Source organism: Bradyrhizobium sp. USDA3516 (genome assembly GCF_057651995.1).
In genome coordinates this window covers 278344-290852 of the sequence record NZ_JBYGYN010000005.1, presented here as the reverse complement: position 1 = coordinate 290852, position 12509 = coordinate 278344, and the positions used below count along the sequence as shown (strand labels likewise).

Below are 12509 nucleotides of genomic sequence, written 5' to 3'. Positions count from 1 at the left end.
TCTACGCGCCGCTTACTTCGCTTCCGCGCGCTTCGGGGGCTGCGCCGGCCACGACTTGATCAGGGTGTCGTAGTCCACCGTCTCGCCCTTCGGCTTCTCGTTGGCGAGCTTGCGCTGCGGCGCGATGGTGCCGTCCTTCTGGGCCTTGGCGAACCAGAATTCGGCCGACTCCTTCTTGTGCAGCTTCGGACCGCAAGCGCCCTGCACGCCGGACTTCTCCAGACGCTCCAACACGGAGTCCTGGGCCGCCGCGAGAGCATCCATCGCCTGCTGCGGCGTCTTCGCACCGGACGACGCATCGCCGATGTTCTGCCACCACAGCTGCGCGAGCTTCGGATAGTCGGGCACGTTGTTGCCGGTCGGGGTCCACTGCACGCGCGCGGGCGAGCGGTAGAACTCGATCAGGCCGCCGAGCTTCGGCGCACGCTCGGTGAACGACTTGTCCCAGATGTCGGATTCACGGATGAAGGTGAGACCGACATGGCTCTTCTTCAGGCTCACCGACTTGGAGACGATGAACTGGAGATAGAGCCAGGCTGCCTTGCGGCGATCCGGCGGCGTCGACTTCAGCAGCGTGGCGGAGCCGGCGTCCTGGTAGCCGAGCTTCATGCCTTCCTTCCAGTAGGAGCCGTGCGGCGAGGGAGCCATACGCCACTTCGGCGTACCGTCCGCATTCACGACCGGCAGACCGGGCTTCACCATGTCGGCAGTGAAGGCGGTGTACCAGAACATCTGCTGGGCGATGTTGCCCTGCGACGGCACGGGGCCGGACTCGGAGAAGGTCATGCCCTGCGCCTGCGGCGGCGCATACTTCTTCATCCACTCGAGATACTTCGTGATCGAGTAGACTGCGGCCGGACCATTGGTGTCGCCGCCACGCTCCACCGAAGAGCCGACCGGGCGGCAGCCCTCCATGCGGATGCCCCATTCGTCGACCGGCAGACCGTTCGGAATGCCCTTGTCACCGTTGCCGGCCATCGACAGCCAGGCGTCGGTGAAGCGCCATCCGAGCGAAGGATCCTTCTTGCCATAGTCCATATGGCCGTAGACCTTGACGCCGTTGATCTCCTTGATGTCGTTGGTGAAGAACTCGGCGATGTCCTCATAGGCCGACCAGTTCACGGGCACGCCGAGCTCGTAGCCATACTTGGCCTTGAACTTGGCCTTGTAGTCGGGATTGGTGAACCAGTCGTAGCGGAACCAGTAGAGGTTCGCGAACTGCTGGTCGGGCAGCTGGTAGAGCTTGCCGTCCGGCCCGGTGCCGAACGACTTGCCGATGAAGTCGTTGACGTCGAGCATGGGGTTGGTGACGTCCTTGCCCTCGCCGGTCATGTAGTCCGACAGCGCAATGGTCTGGCCGTAGCGGAAATGCGTGCCGATCAGGTCGGAATCGTTGATCCAGCCGTCATAGACGTTCTTGCCCGACTGCATCTGGGTCTGCAGCTTCTCGACGACGTCACCTTCCTGGATGAGATCGTGCTTGAGCTTGATGCCGGTGAGCTCGGAGAACGCCTTGGCGAGAGTCTGCGCCTCGTATTCGTGAGTCGTGATCGTCTCGGAGACGACGTTGATCTCCATGCCCTTGAACGGTTCGGCCGCCTTGGCGAACCACTCCAGCTCCTTCTTCTGGTCTTCCTTCGACAGCGTCGAGGGCGTGAATTCCGCGATCCACTTCTGGATCACGGCCTCGTCGGCGGCACGAACCGGTGCCGAGACGGCGAACGACACTGCGATGATCGCAGCGGCGCTGGACATGGTCAAAAAACGATTCTTGGTCAATGGACCTTTCCTTCTCCTAAACTGTCGCATGTTGTTCCTCCGTTGCAGCGACAAACTTTATACAGGCCCGGGTTGGTCCCGGATCTGGCCGTCCCTTCGCGAGCTTCAGACCGTGCGGAAAATGAGCGCGGCCGTGACCAGCGAAATTCCTGATGCGAGCCACAGGCTCGAGATTTCAAACCCCTCCTCGCCGACGGGCAGCGTGGCGATCGCGTCGGTGCCGACGAGGCCGATCCATGCGAGGTGGATGACGGCGGCCGCGATCAGCGAGATGAACAGGCGGTCGCCGCGCGTGGTCGGGATGCGCAGCACGCCAACGCGCTCGGCCTCGGGATAGACCGCGGCGAGCCAGGTCATCAGCGCCAGCGTGCACGCGAGCGCGGCGAAGAAGATCGCGGTCGGCAGCGTCCAGGCCATCCATGCGATGGATTCCATTGATGCCTCCTCAAACCCGGCCGAGCGCGAAGCCGCGCGCGATGTAGTTGCGGACGAACCAGATCACCAGCGCGCCCGGGATGATGGTGAGCACGCCGGCGGCGGCGAGCAGGCCCCAGTCCATGCCGGCGGCCGAGACTGTGCGCGTCATGATCGCGGCAATGGGCTTTGCGTGCACCGAGGTCAGCGTGCGCGCCAGCAGCAGCTCGACCCAGGAGAACATGAAGCAGAAGAATGCGGCGACGCCGATGCCGCTCGCAATCAGCGGCACCAGGATCTTGATGAAGAAGCGCGGGAACGAATAGCCGTCGAGGAAGGCGGTCTCGTCGATCTCGCGCGGCACGCCGGAGACGAAGCCTTCGAGGATCCACACCGCCAGCGGCACGTTGAAGATGCAGTGCGCGAGCGCGACGGCCCAGGGCGTGTCGAACAGCCCGATCGCCGAATAGAGATTGAAGAACGGCAGCGCATAGACCGCGGCCGGCGCCATGCGGTTCGACAGCAGCCAGAAGAACAAATGCTTGTCGCCGAGGAAACGGTAGCGCGAGAAGGCGTAAGCCGCCGGCAGCGCCACGGCGATCGAGATGATGGTGTTGAGGACGACGTATTCGAGCGAATTGATGTAGCCCGAATACCAGCTCTCGTCGGTGAAGATGCGCTTGTAGTGCTGCAGCGTCGGGGTGTGCGGCCACAGCGTCATCGTCGAGACGATCTCGCTGTTGGTCTTGAAGCTCATGTTGACCAGCCAGTAGATCGGCAGCAGCAGGAAGATCAGGAACAGCCCCATGATGAGGCGGCGGCCGGGGATCGAATGCATCACGCGGCTCCTTCCTTCACGGCGCGCTCGGCGCCGGCATTGGTCATCACGGTGTAGAAGATCCAGCAGACGATCAGGATGATCAGGTTGTAGACCAGCGACAGCGCGGCGGCCTTGCCGAGGTCGAACTGGCCGAGCGCGATCTTGACGAGCTCGATCGACACGAAGGTGGTGGAATTGCCGGGCCCGCCGCCGGTGACGACGAACGGCTCGGTGTAGATCATGAAGCTGTCCATGAAGCGCAGCAGCACCGCGATCAAGAGCACGCGATTCATCTTCGGCAGCTGGATCGCCTTGAACACGGCCCAGCGCGAGGCGCCGTCGATCTGGGCGGCCTGATAATAGGCTTCGGGAATCGACTTCAGGCCGGCATAGCACAGCAGCGCGACGAGGCTGGTCCAATGCCAGACGTCCATCACGATGACCGTGACCCAGGCATCGACGTCGTTGGAGACGTAATTGTAGTCGATGCCCATGGCATTGAGGACGTAGCCGAGCAGGCCGATGTCGGGACGCCCGAAGATCTGCCAGATGGTGCCGACCACATTCCAGGGGATCAGCAGCGGCAGCGCGAGAATCACGAGGCAGGCCGCCACCGTCCAGCCCTCGCGCGGCATCGACAACGCAACGACGATGCCGAGCGGCACCTCGATGGCGAGGATGACGAGCGAGAAGAACAGGTTGCGGCCGAGCGAGGCGAGGAAGCGGCCGCCGAGATCGGTGGAGGGATCGAGCAGCTCCTTGAACCAGCCGACGCCGTTCCAGAAGAACTGGTTGTTGCCGAAGGTGTCCTGCATCGAATAGTTCACCACCGTCATCAGCGGCAGCACCGCCGAGAAGGCGACGACCAGGAACACCGGCAGCACCAGGAACCAGGCTTTTTGGTTGACGGTCTTGTCCATCAGGCGGCTCCCTCCAGCAGAAGGCTGTCGGCATAGACGTGGACGTGCGACGGATCGAATTTCAGCCCGGCGCTGCCGTCCGCGCTGGTGAAGCCGCCAGGAGCGCGCGCCGCGAGCTTGGCCTCGCCGACGCGCACGCGCGCGAAACGGATGCGGCCGAGATCGTCGATGCGCTCGATCCTGGCCGTGAGCAAGCCGGGTGCGGGCGCGACCACCTCGACGAATTCGGGACGGACGCCGATCTCGATCTTCGCCCCTGCAGGCAGGTTGTCGTAGCTGCGGTTCAGCGCGATGACGTGGCCGTCGATCCTGGCCTCGCGCCCCCTCACCTCGGCCGGCAGGATGTTCATGCCTGGCGAGCCGATGAAATAGCCGACGAACGTATGCGCCGGCTTGTCGAACAGCTCGGCGGGGGTGCCGCTCTGCACCACGCGGCCGTCATGCATGACCACGACGGTGTCGGCGAAGGTCAGCGCCTCGGTCTGGTCGTGGGTGACGTAGATCATCGTGAGGTCGAGCTCGCGATGCAGCGCCTTCAGCTTGGAGCGGAGCTGCCATTTCAGCTCGGGATCGATCACGGTCAGCGGCTCGTCGAACAGCACGGCGGCAACGTCGTTGCGCACGAGACCGCGGCCGAGCGAGATCTTCTGCTTGGCGTCGGCAGTCAGGCGCGTGGCCTTGCGGTTCAGATAGGGCTCGAGATCGAGCAGGCGGCCGATCTCGGCGACGCGCCTGTCGATGTCGGCCTTCGGCACGCCGCGGTTCTTCAGCGGGAACGCCAGGTTCTGCCCCACCGTCATGGTGTCGTAGATCACCGGAAACTGGAACACCTGCGCGATGTTGCGCTTCTGGGTTGACAGCGGTGTGATGTCCTTGCCGTCGAACAGGATCTTCCCCCGCGACGGCGTGATGATGCCGGAGATGACGTTGAGCAGCGTGGTCTTGCCGCAGCCGCTAGGGCCAAGCAGCGCATAGGCGCCGCCCTGTCGCCAGGTCATGGTCACCGGCTTGAGCGCAAAGCTCTCCTGCGGCGCATCGTTGCCGCCGTAGGAATGGGCGAGATCGACGAGGTCAATGCGGGCCATGGCGCATCTCCCTCAAGAGCTTCTTCTGTTTGACGCGTTTTCTTCGCGCGAACCGCTACGCACTTCGCTTGAAAACGCTATGCCCGGCGCGGCGACCAGCCGGTCCGCCGCGTCGAATACGAAAACATCATTGGGATCGAGCACGGCATCCAACGTCTGGCCGGGCTCGAACTCGTGCACGCCGTGCAGCACCGCCACCCAGTTCGATCCGTCGCGGGTCAAATGCACGAAGCTCTCCGAACCGGTGATCTCGGTCACCGTGACAGTGGCGTGGAAGGCGTGGCGATCGGTCTCGCCATTGGCGAGCCCGAGCTGATGGGCGCGGAAGCCGACGCGGTAGGTGCCGTCGGCGAGCGAGGCATAGAGACCCGAGGCCGGCGAGGACGTGCCGCCGGCATATTGCACGGAGCCGTTCTTCTTCTCGATGCCGACGAGGTTGAGCGGCGGATCGGAGAACACCTGGGCGACACGAAGCGTCTGCGGGCGGCGGTAGACGTTTGCGGTCTCGCCCATCTGCAGCGCCTGGCCCTCCCACATGCACACCGTGTTGCCGCCGAGCAGCAGCGCTTCGGTCGGCTCGGTGGTGGCATAGACAAAGATCGCGCCGGAGGCCTCGAAGATGCGCGGCAGCTCCGCCCGCAGTTCCTCGCGCAGCTTGTAATCGAGATTGGCGAGCGGCTCGTCGAGCAGCACCAGGTCGGCACCCTTGACAAGCGCGCGCGCGATCGCGGTGCGCTGTTGCTGGCCGCCGGAGAGCTGGAGCGGCGTGCGCTTCAGGAACGGCTCGAGCCGCAGCAGCTTTGCGGCTTCCGCGACGCGTGCCTCGATCTCGTCGCGGGGCTTGCCCTGCACGCGCAAGGGCGAGGCGATGTTCTCGTAGACCGTGAACGAGGGGTAGTTGATGAACTGCTGATAGACCATCGCAACCGAGCGCTGGCGCACGTCGGCGCCGGTGACGTCTTTGCCGTTGACGAACACCTTGCCCGTGGTCGGCTTGTCGAGGCCGGCGAGCAACCGCATGATCGAGGTCTTGCCCGACAGCGTCGGCCCGAGCAGCACGTTGAGGGTTCCGCTCTCGAGCGTCAGCGAGACGTCGCGGATGTGCGGCACGCCCTCCACGGTCCGGGTCACGTGATCGAGTGTCACGGTCATGAGCGTCCTCCCGCTTCCAGCAGGGGACTTTGCGCCACGGCGTGGCTCCTGATCCAGTCGTCGAGGGTCGCGATCTCATCGGCAGATAGTCGCAGGCCGAGCTTGGAACGGCGCCAGACCACGTCCTCGGCGGTGACGGCCCATTCGTTGGCCATGAGATAGCGGACCTCGCGCTCGGTCAGCGTGGCGCCAAAGGCCTGGCCGAGATCCGCAGCCGATTTTGCATCGCCGAGCAGCTTGGTGGCACGGGTGCCATAGGCGCGCGCCAGGCGCCGCGCATGCTCATGGCTGAGGAAGGGATAGCCGCGCTGCAGCTCGGCGATCAGGCCGTCGATGTCGGATACGTTCATGTCGCCGCCCGGCAGCGGCCATTTGCCGGTCCAGCCCTCGCGCGCTTTCGCACTGCGTAAGTAGGGCGCAAGGCGCTCCAAGGCCTCCTCGGCGAGCCTGCGATAGGTCGTGATCTTGCCGCCATAGATCGACAGCAGCGGCACGCCGCCGGGCGTGTCGAGCTCGAACACGTAATCCCGCGTCGCGGCCTTGGCCTCGCTGGCGCCGTCGTCATAGAGCGGACGCACGCCGGAATAGGTCCAGACCACGTCGCCAGGCGCGACGGGCCTCGCCAGATATTCGCTGGCCGCCTTGCAGAGATACTCGATCTCTTCGGTCGTCGCCTTCACCTTGGCGGGATCGCCGTCGTAGTCGCGGTCGGTGGTGCCGATCAGCGTGAAGTCGTCCTGGTACGGGATCACGAAGATGATGCGGCCGTCGGCATTCTGGAACATGTAGGCGCGGTCGTGGTCGTAGAGCTTCTTCACGACGATGTGCGAGCCCTGCACCAGACGCACCTTGGCTTTCGCATTCACGCCGGCGCCGCGGCCGAGCACGTCCTCGACCCAGGGCCCGCCGGCATTGATCAGCGCCTTGGCCTGGATCTGCGACCGCGCGCCAGTCAGCGTATCGACCAGGCTGACGGTCCAGAGGCCGTCCGACTGGCGAATCTCGGTGGCGCGGGTGCGGGTCCGGATCTCGGCGCCCTTGTCGGCGGCATCGCGCGCATTGAGGACGACGAGGCGGGCGTCGTCGACGAAGCAGTCGGAATATTCGAAGGCCCGGCTGTAGCGATTCGGGATCAACGGCTTGCCGACCTCATCGCGCTTGAGATCGACCGAGCGGGTCGCCGGCAGCAGGTGACGGCCGCCAATGTGATCATAGAGGAAGAGGCCGAGGCGCAGCAGCCAGGCCGGGCGCAGGCCAGCGTGATGCGGCAAAACGAAACGCAGGGGCCGGATGATGTGGGGTGCGATGCCCCAGAGGATCTCGCGCTCGATCAGCGCCTCACGGACCAGCCGAAATTCGTAATATTCGAGATAGCGCAGGCCGCCATGCACGAGCTTGGTCGACCAGGACGAGGTCCCGCTCGCCAGATCATTCATTTCGCACAGGAAAACCGTGTTGCCGCGGCCTACCGCGTCGCGCGCGATGCCGCAGCCGTTAACACCGCCTCCAATGATGGCGAGATCGAAAATACGCTCCAACAGACGCATCCCCCGGCGACCGCTCGTTCCATCGGGCGGCTACTTTCGTTTTTGATTAGATCACACCGAAAAACGAAAGCAAGATGAAAGAGAGGCGAAAGGAAGCGAAAGAGGGACTTTTTTGGTGGGCAACGAGGTGACGAAATCGGCAGGTGGATCGATGGAGTTGCGTCAAGCCGCACGATTGAACGGCAGCCCCGGTATGGTCAAACCGGCCGGCTTGTATGTAGCAACATTTCTACATACATTCCCCAATCCGACGTGCCACGGATTTCGAGCCTCAGACGATGGTGACCACCCTGACCAGCCGAGAATTCAATCAAGACACCAGCGGCGCCAAGAAAGCGGCATCGCAAGGACCCGTTTTCATTACGGACCGCGGCCGCCCAGCCCACGTCCTGCTGACCATCGAGGATTACTTGCGCCTGACCGGCGGACAGATGAGCCTTGCGGAAGCTCTGGCGCAGACGAATGCGGATTTTGATTTCGATCCGCCTCGCATCGACGAGGGGATCTTCAGGGCTGCTGAACTCGACTGATGTTCCTGCTGGACACCAATGTCATTTCGGAATTGAGGCGACCGGATCGAGCGGATCGCAAAGTCCTCGCTTGGGCCAACACAGTGCCCGCGGCAAGCTTCTTCATCTCCGTCATCTCGATCCTCGAAATCGAGCTGGGCGCACGCCTGATCGAGCGCAACGACGCGGCGCAAGGCGCTGTCCTGCGCGCCTGGATCGACCAACACATTCTGGCCCGCTTCAAGGGGCGAATACTGCCGATCGATACGGCCGTGGCACAGCGTTGTGCCCAACTTCACGTTCCCAACCGGAGGGCCGAACGCGACGCCCTCATTGCGGCGACCGCGCTCGTTCACGGCTTGACAGTCGTGACGCGCAATGTGGGGGATCTCGAACCGACGGGCTCTCCGCTGCTCAATCCTTGGGACGCCGTGTAATCGCGCCCTTGAATGGTGAGGCGCATCGTTTCCGTCGAGGAATGGGCGCGCAAGACAGCCCGCAAGGGCACCCTGGCCGAATTCCTGCTGGCCTCGCCATTGCGCGGCGTCGACGTTGAACTCGACCGGGTCCACGACGTGCCACGCGACGAAGTGCCATGAACCTTCTGCTGGACACCAACGTGCTTTCGGAAGTTCAGCGGCCCGTGCCTTCGCCAAATGTTGTGGCATGGCTCGATGCGATCGACGAGGACCGTGCGTTCATCAGCGTCGCCTCGATCGCCGAGCTTCTTAGACCAAACAGTGGCCGAGCGCTGGGGTGACCTGATGGCGCAGAGCCGCAAGAGCGGCGTCGCATTGTCCGTCATGGATGGCTTCTTTGCGGCGACTGCGCTCGTCAACGATCTCACGCTCGTTACACGCAACGTGAAGGATCTTACGGCCTTCGGCGTTCCGCTGCTCAACCCGTGGGACGAGGCTTAGCCCTATCTCAGCCGCACCACCGGTGCGGATTCCGGCGCGGCTTCCTGGGCGTCGGCCGGCGTATCGTCGATATCGGCGCCCTTCGGCATCGCCTCGACCACCTCGATGCCCTTGCTGTGGCAGATGGTGGCGAGGCGCTCGGGCAGCTCCTGGTCGGTGACGAAGGTCTGGATCTGGGTGATGTGCGCGATGCGCACCGGCGCGCTGCGGCGTAGCTTGGTGGAGTCGGCGACCAGCATGACGCTACGGGCATTGGCGATGATGGCCTGCGCCACCTGCACCTCGCGATAGTCGAAGTCGAGCAGCGCGCCCTCCTCGTCGATCGCGGAGGCGCCGATGATAGCGTAGTCGACCTTGAACTGGCCGATCAGCTGCGTCGCGGTCGAGCCGACCACGGCGCCATCGGCGCGCCGCACCGTGCCGCCGGCGACCACCACCTCGATGCGGGGATGGCGGTACAGCAGCATCGCGACATTGAGGTTGTTGGTGATGACGAGCAGATCCTCATGCGAGGTCAGCGCGCTCGCCACCTCCTCCGTCGTGGTGCCGATGTTGATGAACAGCGAGCAGCCGTTCGGGATCAGCGAAGCGGCGGCAGCCCCAATGGCTTTCTTCTCGTCGGCGGCGACGAAGCGGCGCGCCTCATAGGCGAGGTTTTCCACGCCCGAGGCGATGATGGCGCCGCCATGGATGCGGGTCAGCGAACGCCGCTCACAGAGATCGTTGAGATCCTTGCGGATGGTCTGCGCGGACACCTCGAAGCGGCGCGCGAGCTCCTCGACCATGACGCGGCCGGAGGCGCGCGCGATGTTGAGGATTTCGGCTTGGCGATGGGTCAATCCGGTCACGGCAAAGGCCTCACATCAGAATGATGCATGGTGCGGCGGTTTGCGCCCTCGGTCAATGCGGACGCCGATCACGGTTAACCGATGGAGGCCTTACCACGCCAGTTCTTACCAAGCCATGACACTTGCGAGACGCGCGAGCAGCGTCGGATCGTCGAAGGCGCTCGCGGACGTGACCGCGCCTGCTCCAACCAGGTCAGCATGGCTGAGGCTGGTTCGGATGCCGATGGTCGGAATGCCCGCGGCCGTTGCGGACTGTACGCCGGTGCGGGAATCCTCGAATGCGATCGAGCTTTCCGGCCGCGCACCGACGAAACGCAGCCCTTCCTGATAGGGCAGCGGATGCGGCTTGCCGTGCGGCAGCTCCGCGCCGATCACGAGCGCCTTGAAGCGATGCGTGATGCCGAGGCCGGAGAGCAGCAGCTCGGCGTTGAGACGCGGCGCATTGGTCACGGCGACCATGGGAATGCCGGCGTCGTCGGCGCGGTCGAGCAGGGCCATCAGGCCCGGCAGCGGCGCGATCTGCCCGGCGACCAGCGTGCGGAAGACCTCCTCCTTCTCTTCGAGAATCAGGGCGCGACGCTCCGGCGCCTCGTGGGACAGGAAACGATCGCCGATCGCGATGTTGGCGAAGCCCTGCAGCTCGCGGGAGAAACGTGCGTGATCGAAGACATGCCCGTGCGGGCCGAGCACCTGGTTGAAAGCCTTCAAGTGCAACGGGTCGGTGTCCGCGAGCGTGCCGTCGATGTCGAACAACAAAGCCCGGCCCGTTCCATCGTGTTTGGTCTCGATCATTTCCTTAACTTCCCAAATGCGCGACGCATCGATGCGGAAGGCGTATCAATACAGCCCCGATCGCGCAATGACGCATCCACATGACCAGCAGGCGACACTCGACAAAGCCGCGCGCGACTGCAACACTGGTTGCAAGATCAAAAAAGGAGGAAACGATGACGATCAATCGACGCGATCTGGCTCTCTCGACGCTCGCCGTCTCCGCGCTTGCGTTCGCGACGCCGGCGCTCGCCGCTTCGGCAGACGAGGACGCGGTGGCGAAGAGGGTCGAGGCCTTCCGCCTCGCCCAGATCGCGGCCGATCCCAAGGCGCTCGGCGCGCTATGCGCGGAAGAGCTGAGTTATAGCCATTCCAGCGGTAAGGTCGAGGACAAGGCGGCGTTCATCGCCAACGCGACCGACGGCAAGTCGAAGTTTCTGTCCATCGAATACAAGGATCCCACCATCAAGGTCGTGGGTCCCGCAGCCATCGTGCGTTTCCACTGGCTGGGCGAGCAGGAGATGGCGGCCGATGGGAAGAAAGTATCGACCAACCTTCACATCCTGATGAACTGGCAGAAACAAGGCGACGAGTGGAAGCTGTTGTCGCGGGCGGCGACGAAGTTGTGATGCGCATTAACCCTCTCCCCCTGTGGGAGAGGGTGGCTCGCCGCGTAGCGGCGATACGGGTGAGGGGTTGCTTCTGCGAAGCAATCTCTAGCTTGTGAACGCGCCGATAGAACCCCTCATCCGGCGCCATAGCCGATGCGAAGCATCGGCGTCCAATTGGACAGCGGCCGAAGGCCGCCTATGCCACCTTCTCCTACAAGGGGAGAAGGAAGCAACATCAAGGGCGGCAAAAAATTCCCACCACGCTTCGCGCGCCCCGGAATGACCAGACGGCGGCTACGCCGCCTCCTTCACATCACCGTTCACCAGCTTGCGCGCGGCGCGCTCGGCTTCGCGGGCGTTGCGAAACAGCTGGCCTTCAAGGCGGTTGAAGCGGTGGGATGATGCGAAGAAGCAGTAGCCCCCTTGAGAACGAACGACGATACCCGCGGTCTGCGAATCGACTTCGATGATGTAGCTGTCCGGCATAGTCCGTGGCTTCCTCAGTGCGGGCAAATAACGGTGCTCCTGCCCAAAGGTTCCCAGGGCATTTGGCCCGTTTCCACCCCGAATCGACACGCATTTGAGTACGCCGGGACCTCATCCGTTTTATGACTGGTTCTTGACTGGTTCTTGGCGGAGCCGCGACGATGTGACCTGCTCGTGCCGCGTTCTGCGGCGCTGCAAGGCCTTCGCAAGATGGGACAGTGCGTCGCGCGCGATTACGTCGCGATCGGCGGATCGTTTCGCTGGATCGCCTGCGGACGGCCGTCGTCGTCGATCGAGACGTAGGTGAAATGACCGTCGGTGACGAGGAACGGATGCAGCTCCTTGCGCCGCAATGCCCAGGCCTCGAGATGCACGGTCAGCGAGGTGCGCCCGACGCGCACGAGGTTGGCATAGACCGAGACGAGATCGCCGACATAGACCGCTTTGCGAAAATTCATCGCCTCGATCGCGACCGTCACGGTGCGCGACCGCGCGACCTTCGAGGCGAACACGCCGCCGCCGACGTCCATCTGGCTGAGCAGCCAGCCGCCGAAGATGTCGCCGTTGGCATTGGTGTCGGCCGGCATCGCCAGCGTGCGGATGCAGAGATCCCCGCTCGGCCCGGTCGCTTGTTCGCTCATATGCCT

General features: G+C 63.9%; 14 protein-coding genes and 2 pseudogenes. 5 read left to right on the top strand and 11 right to left on the bottom strand.

The window, feature by feature from the left end:
• Nucleotides 1-12: 12 nt before the first annotated feature.
• From AC24YW_RS18380 to glpD, 7 genes are all read right to left on the bottom strand, one after another.
• Nucleotides 13-1755 (bottom strand): ABC transporter substrate-binding protein, encoded by a 1743-nt coding sequence (locus tag AC24YW_RS18380; protein ID WP_487484227.1) that lies wholly within the window; start codon nt 1753-1755, stop codon nt 13-15.
• 129 nt (nt 1756-1884) lie between these two features.
• Nucleotides 1885-2214 carry a DUF2160 domain-containing protein gene (locus AC24YW_RS18375; protein WP_487484031.1) on the bottom strand — a complete coding sequence of 110 codons (330 nt, stop codon included), beginning with the start codon at nt 2212-2214 and terminating at the stop codon, nt 1885-1887.
• A 10-nt stretch (nt 2215-2224) separates the two neighbouring features.
• The gene (locus AC24YW_RS18370; RefSeq protein ID WP_036013847.1) at nt 2225-3031 is read right to left on the bottom strand and encodes a carbohydrate ABC transporter permease; all 807 of its coding nucleotides are present in this window, start codon (nt 3029-3031) and stop codon (nt 2225-2227) included.
• Nucleotides 3031-3933 (bottom strand): carbohydrate ABC transporter permease, encoded by a 903-nt coding sequence (locus AC24YW_RS18365; protein ID WP_487484030.1) that lies wholly within the window; start codon nt 3931-3933, stop codon nt 3031-3033. The genes AC24YW_RS18370 and AC24YW_RS18365 overlap by 1 nt, the downstream gene beginning before the upstream one ends.
• Nucleotides 3933-5018, bottom strand: coding sequence for an ABC transporter ATP-binding protein (locus tag AC24YW_RS18360; RefSeq protein ID WP_487484029.1), 1086 nt, complete (start codon nt 5016-5018; stop codon nt 3933-3935). Before AC24YW_RS18360 ends, AC24YW_RS18365 begins: the two co-directional genes overlap by 1 nt.
• Nucleotides 5019-5030: 12 nt before the next feature.
• Entirely contained in the window at nt 5031-6170 is a 1140-nt protein-coding gene (locus tag AC24YW_RS18355; protein WP_487484028.1) for an ABC transporter ATP-binding protein, read from the bottom strand.
• The gene (gene glpD / locus AC24YW_RS18350) at nt 6167-7717 is read right to left on the bottom strand and encodes a glycerol-3-phosphate dehydrogenase (RefSeq protein ID WP_487484027.1); all 1551 of its coding nucleotides are present in this window, start codon (nt 7715-7717) and stop codon (nt 6167-6169) included. The genes AC24YW_RS18355 and glpD overlap by 4 nt, the downstream gene beginning before the upstream one ends.
• Nucleotides 7718-7995: 278 nt before the next feature.
• Here glpD and AC24YW_RS18345 point away from each other — a divergent pair, with 278 nt between their 5' ends.
• The 4 genes and pseudogenes from AC24YW_RS18345 (at nt 7996) to AC24YW_RS18330 (ending at nt 9146) form a co-directional block, all read left to right on the top strand.
• A complete protein-coding gene (locus AC24YW_RS18345) occupies nt 7996-8247 on the top strand; it encodes a type II toxin-antitoxin system prevent-host-death family antitoxin (RefSeq protein ID WP_487484026.1) in 252 nt (83 codons plus the stop codon).
• The gene (locus AC24YW_RS18340) at nt 8247-8663 is read left to right on the top strand and encodes a PIN domain-containing protein (RefSeq protein ID WP_487484025.1); all 417 of its coding nucleotides are present in this window, start codon (nt 8247-8249) and stop codon (nt 8661-8663) included. The genes AC24YW_RS18345 and AC24YW_RS18340 overlap by 1 nt, the downstream gene beginning before the upstream one ends.
• Before the next feature lie 24 nt (nt 8664-8687).
• Nucleotides 8688-8825 (top strand): annotated as a pseudogene (locus AC24YW_RS18335) (prevent-host-death protein); the annotation flags it as partial.
• Nucleotides 8822-9146, top strand: a pseudogene (locus tag AC24YW_RS18330) (VapC toxin family PIN domain ribonuclease). The pseudogenes AC24YW_RS18335 and AC24YW_RS18330, both read left to right, overlap by 4 nt.
• Before the next feature lie 2 nt (nt 9147-9148).
• Here AC24YW_RS18330 and AC24YW_RS18325 read toward each other — a convergent pair.
• Together AC24YW_RS18325 and AC24YW_RS18320 are read right to left on the bottom strand one after the other, a co-directional pair.
• Nucleotides 9149-9994, bottom strand: a complete 846-nt coding sequence (locus tag AC24YW_RS18325) for a DeoR/GlpR family DNA-binding transcription regulator (RefSeq protein WP_487484024.1) — start codon at nt 9992-9994, stop codon at nt 9149-9151.
• Between the two features lie 105 nt (nt 9995-10099).
• On the bottom strand, nt 10100-10786 hold the full coding sequence (locus AC24YW_RS18320; protein WP_487484023.1) for an HAD family hydrolase: 687 nt from the start codon (nt 10784-10786) through the stop codon (nt 10100-10102).
• Nucleotides 10787-10941: 155 nt separating this feature from the next.
• On the opposite strand from AC24YW_RS18320, the gene AC24YW_RS18315 reads away from it, so the two are divergent.
• Entirely contained in the window at nt 10942-11394 is a 453-nt protein-coding gene (locus tag AC24YW_RS18315; protein WP_036013866.1) for a nuclear transport factor 2 family protein, read from the top strand.
• A gap of 276 nt (nt 11395-11670) precedes the next feature.
• Here the strand turns inward: AC24YW_RS18315 and AC24YW_RS18310 are convergent, their stop codons facing one another.
• Nucleotides 11671-11862: a hypothetical protein gene (locus tag AC24YW_RS18310; RefSeq protein WP_028134810.1), complete on the bottom strand. Its 192-nt coding sequence runs from the start codon at nt 11860-11862 to the stop codon at nt 11671-11673.
• Between the two features lie 233 nt (nt 11863-12095).
• The gene (locus tag AC24YW_RS18305) at nt 12096-12503 is read right to left on the bottom strand and encodes an acyl-CoA thioesterase (protein WP_487484022.1); all 408 of its coding nucleotides are present in this window, start codon (nt 12501-12503) and stop codon (nt 12096-12098) included.
• Nucleotides 12504-12509: the final 6 nt, after the last annotated feature.

What these genes read in the sequence shown, in the direction of transcription:
- AC24YW_RS18375 (WP_487484031.1), bottom strand. Translation starts at nt 2,214, where the DNA reads ATGGAATCCATCGCATGGATGGCCTGGACGCTGCCGACCGCGATCTTC.
- AC24YW_RS18365 (WP_487484030.1), bottom strand. Translation starts at nt 3,933, where the DNA reads ATGGACAAGACCGTCAACCAAAAAGCCTGGTTCCTGGTGCTGCCGGTG.
- AC24YW_RS18310 (WP_028134810.1), bottom strand. Translation starts at nt 11,862, where the DNA reads ATGCCGGACAGCTACATCATCGAAGTCGATTCGCAGACCGCGGGTATC.
- glpD (WP_487484027.1), bottom strand. Translation starts at nt 7,717, where the DNA reads ATGCGTCTGTTGGAGCGTATTTTCGATCTCGCCATCATTGGAGGCGGT.
- AC24YW_RS18360 (WP_487484029.1), bottom strand. Translation starts at nt 5,018, where the DNA reads ATGGCCCGCATTGACCTCGTCGATCTCGCCCATTCCTACGGCGGCAAC.
- AC24YW_RS18370 (WP_036013847.1), bottom strand. Translation starts at nt 3,031, where the DNA reads ATGCATTCGATCCCCGGCCGCCGCCTCATCATGGGGCTGTTCCTGATC.
- AC24YW_RS18340 (WP_487484025.1), top strand. Translation starts at nt 8,247, where the DNA reads ATGTTCCTGCTGGACACCAATGTCATTTCGGAATTGAGGCGACCGGAT.
- AC24YW_RS18305 (WP_487484022.1), bottom strand. Translation starts at nt 12,503, where the DNA reads ATGAGCGAACAAGCGACCGGGCCGAGCGGGGATCTCTGCATCCGCACG.
- AC24YW_RS18315 (WP_036013866.1), top strand. Translation starts at nt 10,942, where the DNA reads ATGACGATCAATCGACGCGATCTGGCTCTCTCGACGCTCGCCGTCTCC.
- AC24YW_RS18380 (WP_487484227.1), bottom strand. Translation starts at nt 1,755, where the DNA reads ATGTCCAGCGCCGCTGCGATCATCGCAGTGTCGTTCGCCGTCTCGGCA.
- AC24YW_RS18355 (WP_487484028.1), bottom strand. Translation starts at nt 6,170, where the DNA reads ATGACCGTGACACTCGATCACGTGACCCGGACCGTGGAGGGCGTGCCG.
- AC24YW_RS18345 (WP_487484026.1), top strand. Translation starts at nt 7,996, where the DNA reads ATGGTGACCACCCTGACCAGCCGAGAATTCAATCAAGACACCAGCGGC.
- AC24YW_RS18320 (WP_487484023.1), bottom strand. Translation starts at nt 10,786, where the DNA reads ATGATCGAGACCAAACACGATGGAACGGGCCGGGCTTTGTTGTTCGAC.